A 24627-nucleotide genomic window follows, 5' to 3' on the forward strand; every position below is an offset into this window, starting at 1 on the left:
GGGATCCTGCTACGTCGCCAGCCGTCGCTCAAGGCCGTCGAGCACCGACACCAGGCCGAAGTCGAAGGCCATCGCGCGCATGACCCGCGGGTCCTCGTCGGGCATGGTGCCGATCGCGTCGAGGAGCTCGGGGTGACCGGCGGCGGCCTTGGTGAGCGCGGCCTGCGCCGCCGCGGTGTCCCAGACGCCCTCCACCGTGGTCTCCCAGGCGATCTCGGGGGTGGTCATGCCGAAGATGAAGGCGGTGAGCGTCGCGCCGGCGAAGTCGATGTCCGTGCCGGTGAACCCGGCCAGCCGGAACGTGCGGCGCATGCGCTCGCTGACGCCGATGGCGTGCGGGCCGAGGGCGGGCAGGCGGCCGATGAGGTCGGCCGACCAGGGGTGCTTGAGCATCGCCTGCCGCATGCTGTGGGCCAGGACGGAGGCGACCTCACGCCAGTGCGCCTCGTCGGGGTCGGGGACGCTGATCTCGGCCCACACCTCGTCGTAGGCCAGCTCCAGCAGGTCGTCCTTGGTGGCGACGTACCAGTAGATGCTGGTGGCGCCGGACATCAGCTTCGCGCCGAGCTTGCGCATGCTCAGCCCGCCGAGCCCCTCGGCGTCCAGCAGTTCGACGGCCGCCTTGACGATCTCCTCGCGGCTGCGCCCGGGGCCGGCGGGTCTGCTGCGCGGCTCACGGGTCCAGACGGAGGTGAACTGCCTGCTCATGTGTCCAGGATAAATCCACTCGCACGCTGTACGAGGACTGTCGTACAGTGTGCGAGTGACCTCGAACACCGTACGAGACCCCCGTCGCTGGTGGATCCTCGTCGTCCTGTGCCTGGCCCTGCTGGTCCTGGTCGTCGACAACACCGTGCTGAACCTGGCGATCCCCGCGCTCAACAAGGACATGGGCGCCACCCCGTCGGACATCCAGTGGATCATCGACGCCTACGTGCTGGCCTACGCCGGCCTCCTGCTCACCTCCGGGGCCCTGTCCGACAAGTACGGCCGCCGCCGCCTGCTGATCATCGGCCTGGTGTTCTTCGGCGGCGCCTCGCTGCTGGCCGCGCTGGTCACGGAGCCCTGGCAGCTCATCGCCGCGCGGGCGCTCATGGGCGTCGGCGGCTCGCTGGTGATGCCGTCCACCTTGTCGATCCTGCTGACCGTCTTCGACGAGGACGAGCGGCGCAAGGCGATGGCCGCCTGGAGCGCCGTGGCGCTGGTCGGCCTGGTGTCGGGCCCGACCCTCGGCGGCTTCCTCCTCGCGCACTACTGGTGGGGCTCGATCTTCCTGCTGAACGTGCCGATCGCGGCCGTCGCCGTCGTCGCCGCCCTCGTGCTCATGCCCGAGAGCCGCAGCGAAGGCCGGCGGATCGACCCCGTCGGCGTCGTGCTGTCCACCGCCGGCCTCACCGCCGCCGTCTACGTCATCATCGAACGCGAGTGGAACATCCCCCTCATCGCGGTGGCGGTGCTCGCGCTGGCCGCCTTCGTGGTGTGGGAGCGCAGGCAGGAGCGGCCCATGCTGCCGCTGCACCTGTTCGCCGACCGCAACTTCGGCGGCGCGTCGTTCTCGATCCTGCTCATGTCGTTCGGCGCGGGCGCGGTCATGCTGATGCTCACCCAGTACCTGCAGTTCGTGCTGGGCTACTCCGAGATCCAGGCCGGGCTCGCCATGCTGCCGTACGCCGTGGCCGCCGCCGTCTTCAACGGCGTGGGCGCGGCGCTCGGGCAGCGGGTCGGCAACCGGGCGCTCGTCGGCTCCGGGCTGGCGCTCATGGCCGGCGGCTTCGTGGTCATGGCCATGACCACCGGCTACGGAGGGCTGCTCGCCGGGCTGGTCGTCATGGGCGTCGGCGGCGGGCTGGCCGGCCCGTCCGCGTACGCCTCGCTGATGAACGCCATCCCCGTCGAGCACGCCGGCGTAGGGTCGGCGCTCAACGACACCGTCCAGCAGGTCGGCGTGGCGCTCAGCATCGCGGTCCTCGGCAGCGTGCTGGCCGGGCGCTACACCGCCGAGATGCCCGCGGGGCTGCCGGAGGCGGCCAGGGAGTCGATCGGCGGGGCGCACCTCGCCGGCCTGGCCGAGCCCGCGAACGCGGCCTTCACCTCCGCCATGCACCTGGGCTCGTGGGTGGGGGCGGCCTTCTGCGTGGCGGCGGCGCTGCTCGCCGTGTCGGTGCTGCGCTCGCCGAAGCCCGCCGCCGACCCGGAACCGGTTTACAGCTCGTAACCCGATTTTCCGCTAAGCCGACATATTGCACGTATGAGGACGGGGAACGGGGCGGGATACTCGATAACATGTCGGAGCTACTAGCGCGCCACCGGGCAGTGATGCCGAACTGGGTGGCGCTCAACTACAACGAGCCCATCGAGATCGTCAGCGGCAAAGGCAACCGGGTCGTCGACGCCGACGGCAAGAGCTACCTCGACTTCTTCGCCGGCATCCTGACCAACATGATCGGCTACGACGTGCCCGAGGTGCGTGAGGCCGTCGAGCGTCAGCTCGCCACCGGCGTCGTCCACACCAGCACGGTCTACCTGCTCCGCGGCCAGGTCGAACTGGCCGAGAAGATCGCCCGGCTGTCCGGCATCCCCGACGCCAAGGTCTTCTTCACCAACTCCGGGACCGAGGCCAACGAGACGGCGCTGCTGCTGGCCACGTACGCGCGCAAGAGCGACCAGGTGCTCGCCATGCGGCAGAGCTACCACGGCCGCAGCTTCGGCGCCGTCAGCGTCACCTCCAACCGCGCCTGGAAGAACAACTCGCTCTCCCCGCTCAACGTGCACTTCCTGCACGGCGCCGACCGGCACCTGGCCCAGTTCAAGGGCATGTCGGACGCCGACTACATCGCGGCGTGCGCCGACGACCTGCGCCACGTCCTCGCCACCGCCGTCTCGAACGACGTGGCGGCCCTCATCGCCGAGCCGATCCAGGGCGTCGGCGGGTTCACCATGGCGCCCGACGGGCTGTTCGCGGCGTACAAGGAGGTGCTGGACGAGCAGGGCATCCTGTTCATCTCCGACGAGGTGCAGACCGGCTGGGGCCGCACCGGCAGCGCGTTCTTCGGCATCCAGGACCACGGCGTCACCCCCGACATGATCACCTTCGCCAAGGGCCTCGGCAACGGCTTCGCCGTGGGCGGCGTCGTGGCCCGCGGCGACCTCATGGACGGCCCGCACGCCGTGGGCCTGTCCACCTTCGGCGGCAACCCGATCTCCATGGCCGCCGCCAACGCCACCCTCGACTACGTGCTCGACCACGACCTGCAGGCCAACGCCGCGCGCACCGGCGCCATCATCATCGACGGCCTCAAGGAGGCCGCCAAGCGGCTGTCCGTCGTCAAGGACGTCCGCGGCAAGGGCCTGATGTTCGCCGTCGAGCTGGAGAGCCCCGCCCAGGCGGCCCGCTTCATGGAGGAGAGCAAGAAGGCGGGCCTGCTGGCGGGCAAGGGCGGCCTCCACGGCACCGCCATCCGCATGGCCCCGCCGCTCACCCTCACGGTGGACGAGGCGGTCGAGGGCCTCGGCATCATCGTCGGCGCCCTGGAGATCATCGACGCGGAGGCGGCGCAGCAGTGAAGTCGGTCACCCACTGGATCAACGGCGCCCCCGCCGAGGGCGGCTCCGGCCGTACGGCCGAGCTGTTCAACCCGGCCACCGGCGAGGTGTCCGGCCACGTCGCGCTGGCGGACGTCGCCGACGTGGACGCGGCGGTCGCCGCGGCGGTCGCGGCCTTCCCCGCCTGGCGGGACGCCTCCCTGGTCAAGCGCGCGCAGGTGCTGTTCCGCTTCCGCGAGCTGATGGCCGCCCACCGCGACGAGCTGGCCGCGCTGATCTCCGCCGAGCACGGCAAGGTGCACTCCGACGCGCTCGGCGAGGTGGCCCGCGGCCTGGAGGTCGTCGAGTTCGCCTGCGGCATCCCCCACCTGCTCAAGGGCGGCTTCAGCGAGGGCGTCTCGACCCGGGTCGACTCCTACTCGATCCGCCAGCCGCTCGGCGTGGTGGCCGGGATCACCCCGTTCAACTTCCCGGCGATGGTGCCGATGTGGATGTTCCCGCTGGCCATCGCCTGCGGCAACGCCTTCGTGCTGAAGCCGTCGGAGAAGGACCCCTCGGCGTCGCTGCTGATGGCGCGGCTGTGGCAGGAGGCCGGGCTGCCCGACGGCGTGTTCAGCGTCGTCCAGGGCGACAAGACGGCGGTGGACCGGCTGCTGGAGCACCCCGACGTGCGCGCCGTGTCGTTCGTCGGCTCCACCCCGATCGCCCGCTACGTCTACGAGACCGGCACTGCCCACGGCAAGCGGGTGCAGGCGCTCGGCGGCGCCAAGAACCACATGCTGGTGCTTCCCGACGCCGACCTCGACCTGGTGGCGGACGCGGCGGTCTCGGCCGGGTTCGGCTCGGCGGGTGAGCGGTGCATGGCGATCTCCGTCGTGCTGGCCGTGGACCCGGTCGGCGACGAGCTGGTCAAGAAGATCACCGAGCGGGTGGACAGGCTCGTCCTCGGCCCCGGCGACGACCCGAAGTCCGAGATGGGCCCGCTGGTCACCCGCCAGCACCGCGACAAGGTCGCCTCCTACCTGGACCTCGGCGTCGAGGAGGGCGCGGAGCTGGTAGTGGACGGCCGGCACACGGCGGTCCTCGGCGGCGGCACGGCGGCCGACGCGCCGGGCTTCTGGCTCGGGCCGACCGTCCTCGACCGGGTGCCGCCCGGCTCGCGCACGCACACCGAGGAGATCTTCGGCCCGGTGCTGTCGATCGTGCGGGTCAGCTCGTACGAGCAGGGCCTGGAGCTCATCAACGGCGGCGAGTACGGCAACGGCACGGCCATCTTCACCAACGACGGCGGCGCCGCCCGGCGCTTCCAGAACGAGGTGGAGGTCGGCATGGTCGGCATCAACGTGCCGATCCCGGTGCCGATGGCGTTCTACAGCTTCGGCGGCTGGAAGGCGTCCCTGTTCGGGGACACGCACGTGCACGGCACCGAGGGCGTGCACTTCTACACCCGCGGCAAGGTGGTCACCTCCCGCTGGCTCGACCCCTCCCACGGGGGCGTGAACCTGGGCTTCCCCACCAACAAGTAAGTCCCGGCCGGGTCCCGGTAAGCTCCTTGGCACCGGCCAGGGAGCCCGGGCAAGGGGGGACATCGTGCATCGCCGTCGTACGTACGCGCTGGCGCTCGCCACGGCGGCGCTGGTGGCCGGCACGGGCGCGGCGAGCCCGAGCCCGTCCCCCACGCCCACCGCGTCGGTGACGCAGAGCGACGGAACGCTGCAGATCCTCACCTACCGGGGCTTCGCCGAGTACGGCGGAGTCAGCCCCCGGTTCAACTGGGTGGGCGACTTCGAGAAGGAGACCGGCTGCCGCATCGCCAAGCTCGACACGGTGCAGACCGCCGAGGACATGGCGGCGCAGGTCCGCTCCCGGCCCTACGACCTGATCTCGGCCGGTCCGGCGCTCGCCGGCTCCCTGATCGCGGCCAAGCAGGTGCAGCCCGTCGACGTGGCCAAGGTCGCCGGCTACGACGACCTCGACAAGCGCTTCCGCGACATGACGACCGTGTCCGGCAAGGTCTACGGCGTCCCCTACCTGTGGGGCTACCACGAGTTCGTCTACGACCCGGCCCGGGTCAAGGGCGAGCTGAAGGAGGTGTTCGCCTCCGACCGCGCCGCGCTGCGCGACAGCCCGATGACGATCGCCGACGCCGCGCTCGCCGCGGGCGAGGACGACGACCCCTACGCGCTGACCGAGGAGCGGCTCGACGCCGCCGTGGCGCTGCTGGAGAGGGCGAAGGAGCGCACCTACTGGTCCAACCCGCTCGACCTGGTCAAGGGCTTCGCCACGGGGAAGCTGGACTACGCGCAGGCCACCCCTTACTACCGGTCGCTGCTGCAGAAGGCCGGCAAGCAGGTCAAGACGGTCCCGGCGGGCGAGACGACCGGCTGGGTCGACTCCTGGATGCTGGGGGCGAACGTCCCGGACACGTCCTGCGCCTACCGCTGGCTCAACTGGATGGCCGCGCCGGAGGCGCAGCGCGACGCGGCGGCGTGGGTGGGCCTCGCGCCCGCCAACGACAAGGCGTGCAAGGGGCGGGCCAGGCAGATCTGCCGGCTGTACGGGGTGGGCGACGCCAAGAGGCTGTCGCGGGTGCGCTTCGCGGAGCGGCCGCCCGCGGACTGCCGGGCGGAGCACGGCGGGTGCCCTGGCTACGACGCCTGGACCGACCGGTGGCGCGAGCTCGCCAAATAGGCGCCGATCAGGGCCCGGTCAGAGGCCGGACAGAGGCCGATCAGGGGCTGGTCAGCGGGACGGGAAGGCCACCACGGTGGCGAGCGGCGCGGGCATCAGGGCCTCGGCGCAGTCGGCGCAGGCCAGCACGGCCGAGCCTTCGGGCAGGCGGCCGACGCGCGCGCGGGGGCGTGGCCACCGCTTGTGGCAGACGACGCACGCGTCACCTTCGCGCTGAGCCCAGCTCAGGCCCTCAGGGTCGAACGTCAACATACTCCGCGCCGGTCTTGTCGGACCCCAGTTCATAGCATTCCCAGCAGCCATCGCCCATCCGTATGTCGGATCCGTTATAACCCCTGACCGTGGCCATGAGCGTCCAGCTGAGCGTCAAGCCAGAGTGAATTCTCTACCCACCTGACCGTCTTTACACCAACAAAATCGGGCATCCAGCCACAAAGCTGGATGCCCGATATCGAGGGATATCTACAGTTCGGCGATGGCTTTCTCAAGGATCCCCAGGCCCTCTTCGAGCAGGTGCTCGGGGATCACCAGCGGGGGAAGGAAGCGCAGCACGTTGCCGTACGTGCCGGCGGTCAGCACCAGCAGCCCCTCGGCGTGGCAGCGCTTCACGACCGCCTGGACGGCGGCGGGGTTGGGCTCCTTGGTGCCGGGCTCGACCAGCTCGATCGCGATCATCGCGCCCCGGCCGCGCACGTCGCCGATGACGTCGAAGCGCTCCTTCATCGCCTCCAGGCGCGGGAGCATGATCTCGCCGATGCGGCGGGCCCGCGCGACGAGGTCGTCCTCCTCGATGGTCTCCAGCACGCCCAGGGCGGCCTCGCAGGCCAGGGGGTTGCCGCCGTAGGTGCCGCCGAGCCCGCCCACGTGCACCGCGTCCATGAGCTCCGCGCGGCCGGTCACGGCGGCCAGCGGCAGACCGCCCGCGATGCCCTTGGCGGTGGTGATGATGTCGGGCACGACGCCCTCGTCCTCGCAGGCGAACAGGGTGCCGGTGCGGGCGAAGCCGGTCTGCACCTCGTCGGCCACGAACACGATGCCGTTGTCCCTGCAGAACTCCGCGATGCGCGGCAGGAAGCCCCGCGCCGGCACGATGAAGCCGCCCTCGCCGGCGATCGGCTCGATCACCACGGCGGCCACGTTCTCGGCGCCGATCTGCTTGGTGATGGCGTCGATGGCCTGCGCGGCGGCCTCCTCCGCGCAGTTGTCCTCACCCGTCGGCCAGCGGTACGGGTACGCCAGCGGCACCCGGTACACCTCGGGCGCGAACGGCCCGAACCGGTGCTTGTACGGCATGTTCTTGGCGGTGAGCGTCATCGTCAGCAGCGTGCGGCCGTGGTAGCCGTGGTCGAAGACGACGACCGCCTGGCGGCCGGTGGCGTGCCGGGCGACCTTCACGGCGTTCTCGACGGCCTCGGCGCCGGAGTTGACCAGGAAGGTGCGCTTCTCGTGGTCACCCGGGGTGAGCTCGTTCAGCTTCTCGCAGACGCGGACGTACGACTCGTACGGGGTCACCATGAAACAGGTGTGGGTGAAGTCCGCCACCTGCTTCTGGACCCGCTCGACGACCTTGGGGGCGGCGTTGCCGACGTTCGTGACGGCGATGCCGGAGCCGAAGTCGATCAGCGAGTTGCCGTCGGCGTCCTGCACCACGCCGCCGCCGGCGCGGGTGACGAAGACCGGCAGCGTGGTGCCGATGCCGGACGGGACGGCCGCCTGCTTGCGGGCCAGCAGCTCCTGGGACTTGGGGCCGGGGATCGCGGTGACGACGCGCCGCTCCTGCGGAATGCTCATGGCTCAGACGCTACGGCGGGGTTCTCCCTGCGCCGATACGTCGACATGGCACACTGGGGGTGCTCGTCTTCGCCGGAATGGACAAAACCGTATGCCGCCTACGCTGCAGACCGTCGTGCGCCGGATGGGCCTGCGGCCGCTGGCCGGAGGGCTGCCGCCGGACACCGTGGTGCGCTGGGTGGCGGTGAGCGAGCTGGCCGACCCCACACCGTACCTGGAGGGGGACGAGTTGCTGCTCACCACCGGGCTGCGGCTGGAAGGCGACCTGGCCGGATATGTCGGGCGGCTCGTGGCGCGGGGCGTCGCCGGGCTCGGCTTCGGCGTCGGGGTCTCGCACACCGAAGTGCCCGCGGCCCTCGTCGAGGCCGCCTCGCGGGCGGGGCTGCCGCTGCTGGAGGTGCCGCGCGAGACGCCGTTCATCGCCATCGGCAAGGCCGTCAGCGAGCTGCTGGCCGCCGAGCAGTACGAGGAGATCACCTGGGCCTTCGCCGCGCAGGGGCGGCTCACCAGGGCGGCGCTGCGGCCCGAGGGCATGTACGCGGTCGTCGACCGGCTGGCCAAGGAGGTCGGCGGGTGGGCGGCGCTGCTCGACGAGACCGGCGCGGTGCGCCACGCCACCCGCGGGGCCCGTACGGACGGGGTCACGGCCGAGCTCGGCCGGCTCCTCACCGGGCACGGGCGGCCCTCTCCGGCCGGGCCGGGGGAGGAGCGGCCGGGGGAGGGCGGCCGGTGGCGGTGGCCGGCCAGCCTGGCGCTGTCGGGGCCCGGCGAGCACGTCGTGGTGCAGCCGCTGGGCGGTGGCAGGGCGCGGCCCCGCGGGTTCTTCGCCGTGGGGGCCAAGGAGGCGTTCTCGCCGGTCACCCACACGGTGATCAACGCGGCGGGCTCGCTCCTTACGCTCTCCATGGAGCAGGGGCGCGCCCAGGCGGCGGCCGAGCGCCGCGTCCGTTCCGCGGCGCTCGACCTCCTGCTGTCCGGGGCCGGGCAGCAGGCCCGTGACGTGCTGGCCGCCCTCGGCGGGCGGCTGCCGGAGCCGCCGCTGGCGGTCCTCGCCACGCGGGCCGACGCCCTCGACGCGCTGGAGGGCCGCGCCTTCGCGGCCCCTGAGCCCCACGCCGAGCCCGGAGCCGGTGAGGTGGCGTTCGCGCTGGTGCCGGAGGCGGAGGTGGCGGCGGCGGCGCGGGAGGCGGACGCGCCCGTCGGCGTCAGCCTGCCCGCCACGTACGAGCCGGCGTCCCTGGCCACCGCCATCGACCAGGCCAGGCGCGCCCTCGCCGCCGCCCTGACGTCGCCTGGCCCGGTCCCCGTGCGGGTGGTGCGGTTCGGGGAGCTGGCCGGGCAGGGCCTGCTGGGGCTGCTCGACCAGCCCACGGCTCAGGCGTTCGCGACCGCGCTGCTGGCGCCCCTGACCGCGTACGGCTCCCGCGCCGACCTGGTCGAGTCGCTGCGCGCGTACCTGGAGAGCAACGGCCACTGGGACGCCGCCGCCCAGCGGCTCGGCATCCACCGCCACACCCTGCGCTACCGCATGCGCAGGGTCGGCGAGCTGCTGGACCGCGACCTCGACGACCCCGGCGTGCGCGCCGAGCTGTGGCTCGCCCTGGAGGCGGCCCGCCGCTATCCGGCTACTTCTTCCGCACCCGGTAGCAGCCGATGACGGCCGTGGTCACGGCCTCGTACGTGCGGTCGTCGCGCAGGTGCCCCGCCCGCTCCAGGCTGATCGCCCCCTGGGCGGCGGCCCACAGCGCGTCGGCGACCTTGCGCGGCTGGGTCGGCGCGAGGTAGCCGGCCGAGATGCAGTCGGCGATCACCCGGTCGAGGATGTTGAGCGCGGCCCGCGCCAGCGTCCGCGCGCGCTCGCTCGGCTCGAACCCGGGGATGGCCCGCTCGAACATCAGGCTGTAGTAGCCCGGCTCGGCCAGGCACGCCTCCCGGTAGGCCGGCCCGAGGGCGAAGAGGTGCTCCAGCGGGTCGCGCCGCTGCGGTACGGACTCGAGGAAGCGGCGGAAGCGCTCGAACCCCTCCAGATAGAGCGCCTCCGCCAAGCCTTCCCGGTTGCCGAACATCGTGTAGATGACCGTCGTCGTGCAGCCCGCCTCGGCGGCGATGCGGCGCATCGTCAGGCTCTCGGGCCCGTCGGTCTCCAGCAGGTTGACCGCCACGTCGAGCAGGTGGGAACGCAGTTCGTCATGGCCGGCGCGCTCACCCAGGAGATAGGCGCCCTGCAGCCCCAGCGGCGCCGAGGTCATGAGACCTCCCCGGTGGCCGAGGACTTCGTCGTCCTGGTGACCTCACGCTGTTCGGTCACGGGGCCCACGCCTTTCTGATCGGGGGCCCGCCGCGCTGGAGACCCGCACCCGATGACTTAGCCAAGGCGGAGAGCCCTCAAACCCCTCCGCATGGTAAACATCCCGAATTAGGTCTACTTCTGTTACATCCTGGGTATACAGAGGAGCTTGTACTTAACGGTGAGCGCTCGCGGGGCTCTTGTGCATCGTGGTGTAATTCCCCGGTCCCGCGGGTGACATAACGTTCTCGTATGGACGTGCGTAGCTTCTGGCTGAACGGCAGCCCGGCCACCGGGGACTCCGAGCTCATTGTCACCAACCCCCACGACGGCCGGGAGGTCGGCCGGCACTCCGTGCCCACCGACGCCCAGGTGGAGGAGGCGGTCGCGGGCGCCCACGCGGTCGCCAGGCAGGCCGCCGCCCTGCCCGTGCACGTACGGGCCGAGGCCCTGGCCCACGTCTCGCGCCGGCTGGCCGAGCGGGCCGACGAGATCGCCCGGCTCATCTCCGCCGAGAACGGCAAGCCCATCTTCTGGGCGCGCGGCGAGGTCTCGCGGGCCGTCGCCACGTTCCGCTTCGCCGCCGAGGAGACCCGCCGCTGGTCGGGCGAGGTCCAGCGGCTCGACACCGAGCCGGCCGCGGCCGGGCGCCTCGCCTACGTGTCGCGGGTGCCGAAGGGCCCCGTGCTGGCGATCACCCCGTTCAACTTCCCGCTCAACCTCGTCGCGCACAAGGTGGCCCCCGCCCTCGCCGTCGGCGCGCCGGTCATCGTCAAGCCCGCGCCCGCCACCCCGCTGTCGGCGCTGGTGCTCGGCGAGATCCTGGCCGAGACCGACCTGCCCGCCGGCATGTTCTCGGTGCTGCCCCTGCAGAACGAGCGCGCCGCCGCCCTCGTCGCCGACCCGCGCCTGCCGGTCGTGTCGTTCACCGGCTCCGCGCCCGTCGGCTACGCCATCGCCGACCAGGTGCCGCGCAAGCACGTGACCCTGGAACTGGGCGGCAACGCGGCGGCCGTCGTCCTCGCCGACGCCGACCTCGACTGGGCCGCGCAGCGCGTCGCCCTCTTCTCCAACTACCAGGCCGGGCAGAGCTGCATCGCCGTCCAGCGGGTGATCGTCGAGCAGCCCGTCTACGACGCCTTCGTCGAGCGCCTGCTGCCCGCCGTGGACGCCCTCGTCACCGGCGACCCCGCCGACGAGAAGACCCAGGTGGGGCCGCTCGTGTCGGAGGCCGCCGCCGAGCGGGTCGAGCAGTGGGTCCAGGAGGCCGTGGCCGGCGGGGCCCGCCTGCTGGCCGGCGGCACCCGCGACGGCGCCACGGTCGCCCCGACCGTGCTCGCCGACGTCCCGCACGACGCCAAGGTCGCCTGCGAGGAGGTCTTCGGCCCGGTGCTGATCCTGCAGCCGGCCGCCTCGATCGACGAGGCGTACGCGATGGTCAACGACTCGAAGTACGGGCTGCAGGCCGGCGTCTTCACCCGCTCCCTGGACGCCGCCTTCCGCGCGAACCGCGAGCTGGAGGTGGGCGGCGTCATCATCGGCGACGTGCCCTCCTACCGGGCCGACCAGATGCCGTACGGCGGCGTCAAGGACTCCGGGATCGGCCGCGAGGGGCTGCACTCGGCGATGGAGGACTACACGTACGAGAAGGTCATGGTCCTCACCGGCCTGACCCTCTGATCCCCGAAAGGGGCGGGCGCGGGTGCGCCCGCCCCTCGGCAGAGCCGTTGATCAGCTCTCCACGGGGGTCGTACGGCGCCGGCGGAACCAATGCGGGTGGGTCCGGACGAAGGTCACCAGGAAGAGCACCTGGATGCCGCCCTCGATGAGCACCAGGAGCCCGGAGTCCAGCGCCAGGAGCACCGGCCCGCCGCTGAATCCATCGGCGATGGCCACGAGGGCGCGCACCAGCGCCGCGATCGTGATCGGAAGGCCGAACAACACGAAGGCGCTGAGGGTGATGGAGGCCCCGACGACGAGGACGACCGAGTAGATGCGGGTCGCCCGGCGCTCGTGGGGGGCCAGCGAGGTGGTCGGGTCCACGGCGGGAGCGGGGCGACGCCGCACACCTGCCATGACCTTGGCGAGAAGGTACTTGGCGTAGGCGAGCCCGTCGTCGAAGAGGTTGCGGGTCCGTAGCAGGTCGCGAAGGACGTAATACAGGTCGGTGCGCATGTAGACCTGGAGCTGGAACGGGATCGTCATGAGGACACAGACGACGAGCGCCTGCATCACCGCCTTCACCGGCTCAGGCATGCCCGTGTGGGCGACCAGCAGGATCAGGGACGCCATGAGGAACGCGTCCCAGGTCATCCCGGCCAGATAGACCCGGTAGCGGGATCGTCTCGGCACGCCCCACACCGCCGTGACGTCGGTCTGCACCACCAGGTTGTGCAGACGGGTGCCGAAGCCGATCCGCCCGGGAACACCGAGCGACCGGGCCGCCGTCAGGTGCATCAGCTCGTGCATGCTGATGGTGAGCGACATCATCACCGTATTGACCAGTACGGTCAGGCCGACGTACTCGCCCCAGAAGAAGTCCTCGTAGGTCGGCAGCATGTCGGGTTGCACGGCGAGGGTGACCAGTGCCGCGCCTACGACCAGCAGCCAGAGGAGTTTCATCGGCCGGCTGAAGAGCCACGCCACATGCCGCGCGGTGAGCCGGCTGAAATGGTTGCGCGCAGCCTGCGCCTTGGGGTCCGGCAGCGGCTCTCCGTTGACGGAGTGGACGAACCCCAGGTCCGCCAGAGCTTCGACGAGCTCGGACACGTCGAGCTCCACCTCATGCTCGGCGGCTATCCGCTCCTCCGCGGCGGTGACGGAGAACCCCGCTTCCAGCAGGCGGATCGCCTCGCCGTAGAGCGCGGGAAGCTCCACGAACTCCCCGATCGCCGACCGGCCGACGACCACGGTCTCCGGGTCGTCGTCATCGGGACGGATGCTGAGCGGATGGAAGTCGACGCGGCTGTCGGCGGTGAGCAGCACGGCACTCACGCCGTGGCGGGCCCGCAGGCGGGGCAGTCGTCGTCGTGCGGAATGTCGATGTAATAGGAGTGATCCCACATGGCGTAGTTCCAGTGGAAGACCCTGCCTCGCGCCTGGGTGGGCAGGCCGCTGAGGTGATAGAGGACTTCCAGCGCGCAGAGCTGCCCGCTGATGTTGGCGCTGGCCGCGACCACGGCGTTCGGGCGCTCCTCGGTCAGCGAGCGGCCGTGGGCGTTGAGCTCGCGCTGGTTCTCCTGACGCTGCAGGCACGCCCAGCATCCGGTCTCTCGCGGTATCAGGGATCCCACGACCGCCATCGGCCCCGTGTAGAAGCTGACGAACCATGGCGTGCCGGTGCGCAGCGCCGCCTCGTTGGTCCAGTACATGATGTCCGGGTGCGGCTTGTCCGCGCAGAGGACGAACGCGTCGCAGTCTTCCATCAGGGCGGCGATGTCATTCGCGGCGCCCGCCTTGAGCGTGCTGCCCGTGACGGTGACCAGACTGTTCATGGCGCGCAGCCGCTCGACGGCGCTGTCGACCTTGGGGCGGTCGATGTCCTGCTCGGTGTAAAGGAGCTGACGGGTGAGGTTCGACTCCTCGACGGTGTCGAAGTCGGCGATGTGCAGAGCCCCGACGCCGCTGGAGACCAGGCCGGCCGCCACGGCGGAACCCGTGCCGCCGATGCCGAGCAGGCACACCTTGGCGTCTTTGATCTTGGACTGCACCTCGTACGGCGAGCTCCGCGGAGTGGCGTCGATCCACGCGAAGAAGTTCCTGGCGGGCTCGTAGCGTGCCGCCTCGCGCGGAGTGAGGTTGGCGGGAAGCGGCGCACCGGCGTCTTCGACGAATCCGTTGTCGATCAGCCCTTCGATGACCTCGCGGACACTCTGGTCATCGAAGTCCGGGTGTGTCTCGGCGAAGATGGCACAGATCTCATCGACCGTCCTGGTGCCGTCCATGAGGACGATCAGCTGAGCGATCGCGCCGTCCTCGTCGTCCTGGATCTCCGCGGAGATGCCCTGTTGCATGAGGCCGATGACGATGCGGCCATCCGGCAGGGCCACCGGCTGATGAACACGCTTGATACGGGGGAAGCGCACGAAAACCTTCCAGATGACACCAAGAAAGGGGGAGGCCGGTCAGGCCGTGCCTGACCGGCCGGATATCTAGAGAGATCAGCCGAACTGGCGGAGCATGGTGGTCTCCACCTTCTCCAGCCGCTTGATCTCGAGGCTCATCTTCTTGACGGGCTTGGTGGCCTCGACGGCCTGGCTTGCCTTCTCCATGTGGTCTCCCGAGAGAACGAAGTTCGGTGCACGATGATCCGTGCACCGATTGGTGATCATAGTCAGAAGAGTCAGTTAGATGTAAGACGTCTCGAAAACTGATCGAAAGTTACGATCTGGGGTGATTTGTTCGCTGATAGCTACTAGTCGGTAGAGAGCGGCTGGCCGAGGGCACGGGCCACCGTCAGGCTGTCCTCATAGATGTGGTAGCGGGTGATGAGCCCGTCCTCGACCGTCAGGCGCAACGCGAACGGTGAGGTGTACGAGACCCCGCCCGCCCCCTTCACCGTCTGCACGATGTCGCCGAACACCACGGCGTCCGCCCCGTCCACCAGGATCGTCGACACGGTCGTGCCGTTCAGCTCGGGCGCGTGGTACGCCTCCAGGGTCCTGAAGTGGTCGGCCACGTCCGCCCGGGTGCTGCGGGGCCGGATCCACGGCACCGCGGGGTGCCCCTCGTCCGGCCAGTCGAGCCGCCAATCGACCGGCTCGGCGAACAACGCGGCGACGCGCTCGTGATCGCCCTCGCCCATCCTGGTCAGCAGCTCCTGCACGACTTCACGGGTGTTCTTCTCGCTCATGGCGCAAACCTCCCACCTGAGAGGTCAAGCCGTCGATTACCTCCCAGGTAGTCCCGGCTCGCCGTTCAGGCCAGGATCGAGCCGGGCGGAATCGATCCGGGACGGCGGCCATGGTCGTGACGGCCTGGCTCGCCCCTCGCTCCACGCCGCCTCTGTCGATGGCGGCCCAAGCCTCGTGCAGCCGGATGTTCGTCGCGTATACGTAGGCGGGCGTCCGGCGGAGCAGTTCCTCGCGGGCTCGGGCCGTCGCGTCCCCCCTGCCCATGGCGGCGTACACCCAGCTCGGGGAGAAGTAGGCTCGCTCGGGGTCCAGAAGCCCTGGGCGTCACCGCGCACGCCCCGATCGGCCAGGTCGGTCATCCTGTTCAGCGCTTCCTCGGCCTCCGTGTGGCGGCCCTTCTTGGACAGCGCTTTGACCTTGACCCCCCGACGGTGCCGGAGGGCGTGCAGGTGGTCCTCATCCGTGACCAGCGTAGGCACGGAACCGCTCCGCTGGATTGGCGCATCAGAGGGGACATTACGGCTTGCTATCGCGTCCGCCGCAAATGCCGCCAGCAATCCGCCATTTGCGGCCAAGTCCCTGTCCAAAGATATGGCGATCTTCAAGGATGGGTTGATATCGCCTTTTCCAGCATTGACACGTAGCTGGGGCTGATGCTCGCGTGCCGTGCGAACGCGCGTACCGTCGCCTCGCCACGAAGGCATCGCATGACCTGGCCGAACCTGCTCCCCATCGGTTGCTGCCCTCCGCTGATGCGCGACGACTGAACAGCCCTGAACAACCTGAACGCGGAATGCGTGCGAACCCCGCACAACGAAATGCGCATGCCGTCAGGGCCCAACTCATCGAGGCGATGATCGACCCCGGTCCGTCGCTTTGGCCGGGTGCTGGACGGTGGAGTGCCTGCCTCGTGGGTGAGCGCGGACGAGGCGTACGGCCAGGACCACAAGTTCCGGCTGTTCCTGGAGAAACGCGAGGCCGGGTACGTGGTCGCCGTGCCCAGGAACCAGTCGCTGGGCACCGGTATCGGCTACGGCAACACCAAGTCGCTCGGGTACGGCTTGCGCTCGGTCACGCGGCTATTCCGGCACATCCGAACCCACCAACCGGCGGTAAGGCCACAAATCCATACGATCACACTGCGACATCGCGGGCATATACTCGCGAACCGCACTCTAAGATCCCCTTCATGCAGCCACTGCGCCCCGGGGATCCGACAGCACTGGGTCCCTACGTGCTTCTCGGTTTCCTCGGTGAGGGCGGCCAGGGCGCCGTCTTCGCCGGGAGGGCGCCCGACGGCACCGCCATCGCGGCCAAGGTCCTGCACGCCCGCTTCGCCGGTGACACCGCCGCCGTACGGCGCTTCCAGCGTGAGGTCGAGCTGGCCCGCCGGGTGGCCCAGTTCTGTACGGCACGTGTGCTCGACGTCGGATTCGCGGGCGCCGTACCGTACGTCGTCTCCGAACTGGTCGAGGGCGTCTCCCTCCAGCAGGCCGTACGCACACGTGGCCCCTTGACCGGCGACGATCTGGTACGGCTCGCGGTGGGGACCATGACCGCTCTGATCTCCATCCACCGGGCGGGCATCATACACCGCGATTTCAAGCCTTCCAACGTGTTACTGGCCGCTGACGGGCCCAGGGTGATCGACTTCGGCATCGCCAGGTCGCTGGACGCCTCCTCCGTCACCGCCAGCAGTGTGGTGGGCTCGCCCGGCTACATGTCGCCCGAGCAGATTCGGGCCGAGCAGATCGGGCCCGCCTCGGATCTGTTCTCGTGGGCCGGGACGATGGTCTATGCCGCCACCGGTTCGCCCGCGTTCGGCCTCGACTCCATCCCCGCGGTCATGCATAGGGTACTCAACATCGAGCCCGACCTCCGGGCCATCGGTGAGCCGCTGCATGACGTGCTGGCGGCGTGCTTTCAGAAGGATCCCGCGCTGCGCCCTGACGCCGAGACGGCCTGGAACGCGCTGATGGATGGCTCCCCAGCCGCCGCACCCGTGACGCCTCCCCGGGACAGCGTGCCCGGCAACGACTCTCACAGGGACAGCGGACCTGCTGAGGCTCGCCGGGACAGCGTGCCCAGTGAACCTCACAAGGACAGCGGTCCCGGCGAGCCTCGGGGCGAACTCGGGGTTTCTCGCCGTGGCACCGCACCGGCGGCGCCTGGACGAGACCATGCTGCCCGCCGTACCTCCAAGTGGGGACGGCCTGTGGCGGTGGCGGCGGGGGTGGCGGTGACGGTGAGTGCGGCCTACATCCTGTGGCCCGCGCTCTCAACCAGCCCGCCCGCAGTTGTGGACCCAGCGGCCACTACCACGCTCGGCCTGCCAGCCTCAGCCATGGCAGCTCCTGCCACGCCAACGCGCACCACGCCAACGCGCACCACGCCAACGCGCACCACGCCAACGCGCACCACGCCAACGCGTGCCACGCCAACCGGCACGACCCCGCCGGCCTCCGTCCGGAAGGCCACTCCGAGCACAAGCTCGACCCCTTCGTCGGCCACCACTCCAGCCCCCACTCCGACGACAACCCTCACACGACGCCCTGCAGTGTCTGGACGCTGGGATACGAAGGGTGATGTGTCAGAGTGGGACATCACCGGCCCACGCAGCGCCAAGTTGACCCGATACCCCGAAGAACCCACAGGCCCTGGCTGGGGGTTCCTGATGTGGACGAAGCGGCCGATGAGCACCGGCTTCACGCTCTCGGTCCGCGCGCGCTTGCTCGAGTACGGCCGCCGGGACAAGACCCCGAAGTACGGCTTGCTGTTCTCCAACACGGAGCCGGGCAACGACATCGGCTACTACGTCGAACCGCTCACCGAAGACGGCAAGCTCACCGTCCTGGTGATGGAGAAGGGTGTGTTCAGTTGGGAGCGCATCCCATGGCCGTTCGGCTTCGACCCCGATGACTTCCACACGCTCAAGGTGACCAGGAAGGGCTCGACCTATACCTTCTACGTGGACGGCCGACAGGTGTCCCAGCGTGAGGTGCCCAGAGTCGATCCAAAAGGTCTGGGCCGGGTCGGTCTGGCCGGGTTCGATGTCCTCGCCGAATTCCGAGACTTCAGAGTACAGAAATGACTTGGGTGTAGTTCTTCCTCGGTGATGCGACACGAAGTCGCGCATCTCGCGCACGGTACTCACCCTCGGCCCCGAGACCGACCCCGCTGTCATCAGGCGGCGGAGCGGTGCCCGGTCACCAGGACGACGGACGATGGCCTCCCTTCCATGGCCCTGTTCTGGGCCCGATCATCAGGGCTCTGATCGAGGCGCCGGGTCCCGCCTGCCACGTCTGCCGAAGCGCGAGCGGCGTGTTCGTCGACCACAACCCCGACAACCTCCAAGCCCGCGGGCTGGTGCCGGCACTGCAACACCTGGCTGGAGACCTGCCCCCCCCTCCTCAGGCTGCGGCTGGGGCGGTGTCCCCCGCTTCGGGCTGCGCTGCCGGACCCACGCTGAGCGGGGCAGAGGGCTGGCCATCGTCGCGGCGGTCGCCGACGAGGTCGGTCATGAGGGGGACGACCAGGTGGGTCACCGGGTATGGGCGACGCTGATCGGCTAGTGCCTCGACTTGAGTCGCCCCCAAGTCAAGTCAGTGCTACAGCCGGAGTCTTCTGGAATGAGAAAGCCAAAAGCCGATCTACATGTGACGCAGATCACACTTTGGCAGTCGTGTCAGATTGCGTTCCCTTGACTCCTTGTCTGACCAGCGATCATGAGCGAGTTCACAACAAGATCCTGGCTCATCGTGTCGGGTAAGCGACACTCCCGCTGTTGACCGATCTTCGTCCATAGATCACATTCCCAGTGATCCTCCTTATGTCCGCTTTAGGTGCCCTGAAGGCCCCTTCACTCGGGGCCTGCGTCAGCGTGCCACGAAGGAGCTCGGGATGCGTGATCGTCGACTGCGACTGCGGTTCGTGGCCTTCCTGATAGGGCTGGCGGCCATGGTGATGGTCTCCAGCCTAGGGGTGCCTGACCAGCTGGTTCAGTCCGCTACGGCGGCCGCGTCCGACCCCGAACCATCGGTGGATGCTCAACGGGTGCCGGCGAAGAAGGCGGTCAAGGGCGCGGAGGAGTCCGTGCCAAAAGTGGAGCGGAAAAAGCCCGTCTGGCCTCAGCCGGGCAAGGCCGAGGTGAGCGTTCCCAGCGGCGGTGAGTTCGTCGGTGCTGACAGTTCGCCGGTGAAGGTGGGCCAGAAGCGCGGCAACGAGCCGGCCAAAGTGACGGTGGAAACCCTGGCGCCAGAGACGGCGCGCAAGCTCGGCGGGGTTGGTGTGGCCGCCCGGATCGTACGGGCCGACAGCGGCACATCACCGGGCAAGATGCGAGCCGAGTTCTCCTATGCCGGCTTCCGGGACGCCTACGGCGGCCAGTTCGCCAGCCGGCTGCAGGTGGTGCGGCTGCCCGCGTGTGTGCTGCAACAGCCGCGTCCTCGCGCCTGCGTGACCCGGCCGACAGTGGTGCCCGCGGTCAACGACTTCAAGAACGGCACGCTGACCGCCGAGGTGGAGGCGGCCGTGGCCGACGCCGATCTGGTTCCCGAGCGGGCTGCGGCGTCGGGCAAGAACGACAAGGCCGCGGTGGCCAAGGCCGCCGACGCGGCGCTGGCCGCGCAGCTGGCGGCGGGTTCGGTCTACCTGCTGGCGGGCGGGCTGACCGGTCCGGACGGCAACTGGGGCGCGACGGACCTGAAGCCGTCGGGCACCTGGCAGGCGGGCACCTCGGGCGGCGGTTTCGACTATGACGTCCCGCTTCCGGAGCCGCCGTCGCCGGCGGGTAACGGGCCGGATCTGTCATTGCAGTACGACGCCTCATCCGTGGACGGACAGGGCTCGTGGACCAACAACCAGTCCGGCGTGGTCGGGGCCGGCTGGGATCTGAGCACGGGTTTCATCGAGCGCCGCTACCGCCGCTGCAGCGTGTACACGCAGTACGAGGGCGATCTGGTGTGGTACGCCTACGAGAACCAGGTGGGCCGGGCGTTGTGCTGGGAGTCGCCGGACGAGCAGGACGGCGACAGCACCACCAATGACCGCACCCAGTCCGAACTGGTGCTCAATGTCGGCGGCCGCTCGGCCCAGATCGTCAAGACCACGACGGGCGCGTGGAAGACCCTGCCGGACTTGGGCTGGAAAATCGAGCAGGTGACCGGCGGCGCGGACGGCAACGCCTACTGGAAGATCACCGACCAGCAGGGGCAGGTCTGGCGCTTCGGCTACACCAGAGACGCCCAATGGCAGGTGCCCTACGTCGGCGACGAACTCGGCGAACCCTGCGTCGACCGGTACATGAACAACGACATCCCGCCCACCTGCACCGGCGTGTGGCGGTGGAACCTCGACCAGGAGGTCGACCGCAACGAGAACGTCATCGACTACACCTATACCCGCGAGACCAACTACTTCTGCCTGCCCTCCTGCGTCGATGAGGTCTACGAGACCCTGCCCTATGACCGAGGCGGTTTCCTGGCCTCGGTGTCGTGGGGTCACAACAGCCAGGTGAGCGGCAGCACCCCGACCGCGCGCACCCTGTTCACCACCGTTGCCCGCGACGGCGACGACGTGCCCACCGACCTGCACTGCGCGCAGGCGGCCGGCTGCGTCAACGACGCGATCGCCTTCTACTCCACCCGCAAGCTCACCACGGTCCGCACCGAATCACGCAACCCCACCTCCGGGGCGTGGGACCCGGTGGACCGGCTGGACCTGGCGCATACCTGGGTGTATCAGCGCACCGACCAGGGGTTGCCGTTCGACGCGGCGATGTGGCTGGACACCGTGCAACAGACCGGGCAGGCCGTCGAGCCGAACGTGCTGCTGCCGCCGCTGGACTTCGACGCGGTGATGCTGGCCGGGCGGATGGATTACATCAGCGACTCGGAATGGCCCGATCAGCTGTCGTGGCGAATGGTGCCGCGCATCGCCGCGATCAAGAACGGCATGGGCGGCCGGATCGAGGTCACCTACGGCCAGGCCGACTCGTGCGGCGGTGGCAAGGGCCGCGACGGCTCCAGCTACCACAGCGACAAGGCCGGCGACTGCTACCAGGTCGACATGGGCAGCGAGCCTGAGTACGGCTACGAGGCCTGGACCCGCTACTACAAGCAGTTGGCCACCAAGGTCGTTGAACGGGACATGGTCGCCGCCTCCCCGGACGTGGTGCACAGCTACGAGTTCCTGGGCGGCCCGCTCTGGCTGAACCCGACCGAGTTCGCCGAGCCCGACCAGTCGCCTGACGGCTCCGAATGGCGCGGTTACGGCCAGGTCCGCACGGTGACGGGCTCGGGCAGCGACCCGGCCGGCTACACCGTCACTACGCAGACGTTCCTGCGTGGCAGCGGCCAGCAGGTCACCAACTTCGAGAACACCGCCATCACCGACGCCCCGCTGCTGCAGGGTCAAGTGCTGCAGGAACAGACCTGGCAGATGACGGCGCTCAGCCCACGCGCCTACACCGAGATCGACTCCACCCGCTGGGAGTACCAGCTCAAGTCCACCGGCGACGGACCCGGCACCAGAGATCCAGCCTTCGTCCAAGAAACACGCGAACGTTCACGGGGCAAGGTGACCGGCGGTGGCTGGCGTTACACCGACGAGCGCACGAGCTACAACGCCGACGGCCTGCCGGAGACGGTCAACGACTACGGCCAGGACGGCGTCACGACCGACAACTCCTGCACCAAGACCACCTACGCGCGTAACACCGACTCCGGTCAATGGCTGGTCGACTTCCCGTCAGTCGCGGAGAAACGCTCCGGCGACAGCTGCTCCACCGGCGCGCTGCTCGGCAAGACCGTCACCCTCTACGACCTGGGCACCGACCCCGCCACGAACAAGCCCAGCGACGGCAATCCCACCGAGGTGCGCTCCTACGCGAACGCCTCCACCATCTCCACCGTCAAGGCAACCTTCGACGACTACGGCCGGACGGTCACCGAGACCGACCCGCTGAACAAGACCACCACGACCACCTACATCCCGGCCACCGGCTGGCCGAAGGACGGGGTCACGGTCAAGAACCCTCTCGGCCACACCGTCACCGCCCGCCTGTCCCACACCCTGGGCGAGCCGACCTGGACCTCGGATGCGAACGGCAAGGTCACCGAGACGGATTACGACGGGCTCGGCCGCACCATCGCGCTGTGGAAGCCGGGGCAACCTCGTAGCGGCAACACACCAAGCGCGACTGTCTCGTACGACATCCCCTTCGACGGCTGGTTAGGACAGCCCACGGCCGCCAGCAAGACCACGGTCAAGCAACTGCTGACCGGCACCGGCGCCCAGGCCAAGTGGATCACCGGCCACAGCTATGACGACGGGTTGGGACGCACCCGCGAGACACAGACCGCCTCACCCAACGGCGGCCGTATCGTCATCGCCACCGCCTACAACGCCCGCGGTCTCACCGAGTCCGTCTCCGAGCCGGTGCACAACACCGCCCAGCCGGGCAGCGGCCTGCTCAACCCGGCCCTGACCAGCCTGCCGCAGTGGACGAAGACGCTCTACGACGGGCTGGAGCGGTCCACCGCGGTCATCGCGTACCACGAGGGCACTGAACTGCGCCGCACCACCACCGCCTATCCCGGCGTCGAGCGCGCCGAGGTCACCCCGCCGGTCGGCGGCAAGACCGCCACCGTCACCGACGTCTTCGACCGCGTCGTCAAGGTCGAGGAATGGGCGGACGCCACCAGCCACGCCGACACCGTCTACGGCTACGACCTCAACGACAACCTGACCAGCATGACGGACGCCAACGGCAACGTCCGCACCTACACCCACGACTGGCTGGACCGTCGTACCGCCTCCACCGACCCGGACGCCGGCACCTCCAGCTACGGCTACGACCTGGCCGGCCGGCAGATATGGAGCATCGACGGCAAGAACCAGAAAATCTCCACCGGCTACGACGATCTCGGCCGTCGCACCACCCAGTGGGCCGGCGAGCCCACCACCGGCACCAAGCTCGCCGAATGGACATACGACACCGTCGCCAAAGGCCAGCCCAGTACAGCCACCCGCTACACCGGCGGTCAGCCCTACACCCAGGCAGTCACCGGCTACGACAGCGACTACCGGCCCATAACCAGCACGATTACCGTCCCGGCCGCCGAGGGCGGTCTCGGCCGGGACTACACCTTCACCGCCGCCTACGATGCGGCCGGCAACCTGCGTGAGCAGGGCATGCCCGCGGCCGGTGGCCTGCCGGCCGAGAAGCTCACCCACAGCTACACCGACCTCGGCTTCGCCAAGGGCCTGACCTCCGACCTGGGCGGCTTCACCTACGTCAAGGACACCGCCTTCACCGCCACCGGCAAGCTGGAAACCCGCTCGCTCGGCGGCAACGGCCAGATCAAACGTGTCCTGGCACGCGACGCCACCACGGACTGGCTCTCCCGCGTCACCACCCAGACCAAGGCGAACACGTCCACCCCTGACACCGTCCAGGACGACCGCTACAGCTACAACATCGCCGGCAACATCACCCGCGTCCTGGACGCCGACTCGGCCATCCCCGGCCAGACCGACGGCCAGTCCGAATGCTTCACCTACGACGGCCTGCTCCGCCTCAAGACCGCCTATACCACCACCGCGAGCTCCTGCACCGGCACCGGCGACGCCATGGGCCTCGATCCCTACAGCCAGGCCTACACCTACGACAAGGTCGGCAACCTCACCACCCTGACCGACAACGGCCAGACCGCCACCTACACCTACCCCGCCCCCGGCGCGAGCGCCGTGCGCCCCAACGCCGTCACCAGCATCACCCGCCCGAACGGCACCGACACCTACGCCTACGACAACAAGGGCCAGCTCACCGCCCGCACCGTGGCCGGCAGACAAGGCACCTTCACCTGGGACCAACTCGGCCAGCTCACCCAGGCCACCATCGACGGCCAGCAGACCGGCATGCTCTATGACGCCGCCGGTGAGCGCCTGATCCGGCGCGATCCCGACGGCAGCACCACGCTCTACCTCGGCGCCATGGAGCTGCGTCTGTCCGCCGGGGCGGTGGCCGGCAAACGCTACTACAGCAGCGCCGACGGAGACCTGGTCGCCATGCGCGACGCCGGCGGCGTCACCTGGATGCTCACCGGCAAACACGGCAGCACCCAACTGGCCGTCAACGACACCACCGGCACCGTCAGCCGCGAACGCTATCTGCCCTTCGGCCAACGCCGCGGCGCCGACGACCTCCCCTTCACCGACCGCGGCTTCCTCGGCAAGACTGAAGACGCCTCCACCAGCCTGACCTACCTGGGTGCCCGCTACTACGACCCGGCCATCGCCCGGTTCATCTCCACCGACCCCGAACTCGACCTGCGCACCCCCGAATGGGCCAACCCCTACTCCTACGCCGCCAACAACCCCATCGACCTGGCCGACCCCGACGGCCGCCGCGTCGACACCGGCAGCCGGGAGTCAGATGCGACCGACCTTGCTGGCTAACTC

At 69.6% G+C, this 24627-nt stretch carries 15 protein-coding genes and 1 pseudogene; 9 read left to right on the forward strand and 7 right to left on the reverse strand.

The window, feature by feature from the left end:
- Positions 1–9: 9 nt before the first annotated feature.
- Complete coding sequence (locus Nocox_RS09285) at positions 10–708, reverse strand: TetR/AcrR family transcriptional regulator (protein ID WP_020546221.1); 699 nt, start codon at positions 706–708, stop codon at positions 10–12.
- A 55-nt stretch (positions 709–763) separates the two neighbouring features.
- On the opposite strand from Nocox_RS09285, the gene Nocox_RS09290 reads away from it, so the two are divergent.
- From Nocox_RS09290 to Nocox_RS09305, 4 genes are all read left to right on the forward strand, one after another.
- Positions 764–2215: an MFS transporter gene (locus Nocox_RS09290; RefSeq protein ID WP_020546222.1), complete on the forward strand. Its 1452-nt coding sequence runs from the start codon at positions 764–766 to the stop codon at positions 2213–2215.
- A 68-nt stretch (positions 2216–2283) separates the two neighbouring features.
- Positions 2284–3564: an aspartate aminotransferase family protein gene (locus Nocox_RS09295; protein ID WP_026214958.1), complete on the forward strand. Its 1281-nt coding sequence runs from the start codon at positions 2284–2286 to the stop codon at positions 3562–3564.
- Positions 3561–5069, forward strand: a complete 1509-nt coding sequence (locus tag Nocox_RS09300) for a CoA-acylating methylmalonate-semialdehyde dehydrogenase (protein ID WP_020546224.1) — start codon at positions 3561–3563, stop codon at positions 5067–5069. The genes Nocox_RS09295 and Nocox_RS09300 overlap by 4 nt, the downstream gene beginning before the upstream one ends.
- Positions 5070–5133: 64 nt before the next feature.
- Positions 5134–6234, forward strand: coding sequence for an extracellular solute-binding protein (locus Nocox_RS09305; protein WP_020546225.1), 1101 nt, complete (start codon positions 5134–5136; stop codon positions 6232–6234).
- Between the two features lie 51 nt (positions 6235–6285).
- Here Nocox_RS09305 and Nocox_RS09310 read toward each other — a convergent pair whose 3' ends face one another.
- Both Nocox_RS09310 and gabT read right to left on the reverse strand, forming a co-directional pair.
- Positions 6286–6486, reverse strand: a complete 201-nt coding sequence (locus Nocox_RS09310; protein WP_020546226.1) for a hypothetical protein — start codon at positions 6484–6486, stop codon at positions 6286–6288.
- 210 nt (positions 6487–6696) lie between these two features.
- On the reverse strand, positions 6697–8025 hold the full coding sequence (gabT, locus tag Nocox_RS09315) for a 4-aminobutyrate--2-oxoglutarate transaminase (RefSeq protein WP_020546227.1): 1329 nt from the start codon (positions 8023–8025) through the stop codon (positions 6697–6699).
- A gap of 91 nt (positions 8026–8116) precedes the next feature.
- Between gabT and Nocox_RS09320 the strand changes: the two genes are divergently transcribed.
- Positions 8117–9682, forward strand: coding sequence for a PucR family transcriptional regulator (locus Nocox_RS09320; protein WP_020546228.1), 1566 nt, complete (start codon positions 8117–8119; stop codon positions 9680–9682).
- Here the strand turns inward: Nocox_RS09320 and Nocox_RS09325 are convergent.
- Positions 9651–10274 (reverse strand): TetR/AcrR family transcriptional regulator, encoded by a 624-nt coding sequence (locus tag Nocox_RS09325; RefSeq protein WP_020546229.1) that lies wholly within the window; start codon positions 10272–10274, stop codon positions 9651–9653. The genes Nocox_RS09320 and Nocox_RS09325 overlap by 32 nt on opposite strands.
- A gap of 290 nt (positions 10275–10564) precedes the next feature.
- Here Nocox_RS09325 and Nocox_RS09330 point away from each other — a divergent pair, with 290 nt between their 5' ends.
- Positions 10565–11992, forward strand: a complete 1428-nt coding sequence (locus tag Nocox_RS09330) for an aldehyde dehydrogenase family protein (protein WP_020546230.1) — start codon at positions 10565–10567, stop codon at positions 11990–11992.
- 51 nt (positions 11993–12043) lie between these two features.
- Here Nocox_RS09330 and Nocox_RS09335 read toward each other — a convergent pair whose 3' ends face one another.
- The 3 genes from Nocox_RS09335 to Nocox_RS09345 all read right to left on the reverse strand — a co-directional run bounded on the left by Nocox_RS09335 (position 12044) and on the right by Nocox_RS09345 (position 15164).
- Positions 12044–13306, reverse strand: coding sequence for a hypothetical protein (locus Nocox_RS09335; protein WP_157383372.1), 1263 nt, complete (start codon positions 13304–13306; stop codon positions 12044–12046).
- Positions 13303–14361 carry a HesA/MoeB/ThiF family protein gene (locus Nocox_RS09340; RefSeq protein ID WP_020546232.1) on the reverse strand — a complete coding sequence of 353 codons (1059 nt, stop codon included), beginning with the start codon at positions 14359–14361 and terminating at the stop codon, positions 13303–13305. The genes Nocox_RS09335 and Nocox_RS09340 overlap by 4 nt, the downstream gene beginning before the upstream one ends.
- A gap of 365 nt (positions 14362–14726) precedes the next feature.
- Positions 14727–15164 carry a nuclear transport factor 2 family protein gene (locus Nocox_RS09345; RefSeq protein WP_020546234.1) on the reverse strand — a complete coding sequence of 146 codons (438 nt, stop codon included), beginning with the start codon at positions 15162–15164 and terminating at the stop codon, positions 14727–14729.
- 879 nt (positions 15165–16043) lie between these two features.
- Between Nocox_RS09345 and Nocox_RS44110 the strand changes: the two are divergent.
- From Nocox_RS44110 to Nocox_RS09355, 3 genes and pseudogenes are all read left to right on the forward strand, one after another.
- A pseudogene (locus Nocox_RS44110) lies at positions 16044–16196 on the forward strand (IS701 family transposase); the annotation flags it as partial.
- 158 nt (positions 16197–16354) lie between these two features.
- Positions 16355–18256, forward strand: a complete 1902-nt coding sequence (locus Nocox_RS09350; protein ID WP_157383373.1) for a protein kinase domain-containing protein — start codon at positions 16355–16357, stop codon at positions 18254–18256.
- Between the two features lie 809 nt (positions 18257–19065).
- Positions 19066–24624 (forward strand): RHS repeat-associated core domain-containing protein, encoded by a 5559-nt coding sequence (locus Nocox_RS09355; RefSeq protein WP_157383374.1) that lies wholly within the window; start codon positions 19066–19068, stop codon positions 24622–24624.
- The last annotated feature ends 3 nt before the right edge of the window (positions 24625–24627 follow it).

Source organism: Nonomuraea coxensis DSM 45129, from assembly GCF_019397265.1.
GTDB classification, from domain to species: domain Bacteria; phylum Actinomycetota; class Actinomycetes; order Streptosporangiales; family Streptosporangiaceae; genus Nonomuraea; species Nonomuraea coxensis.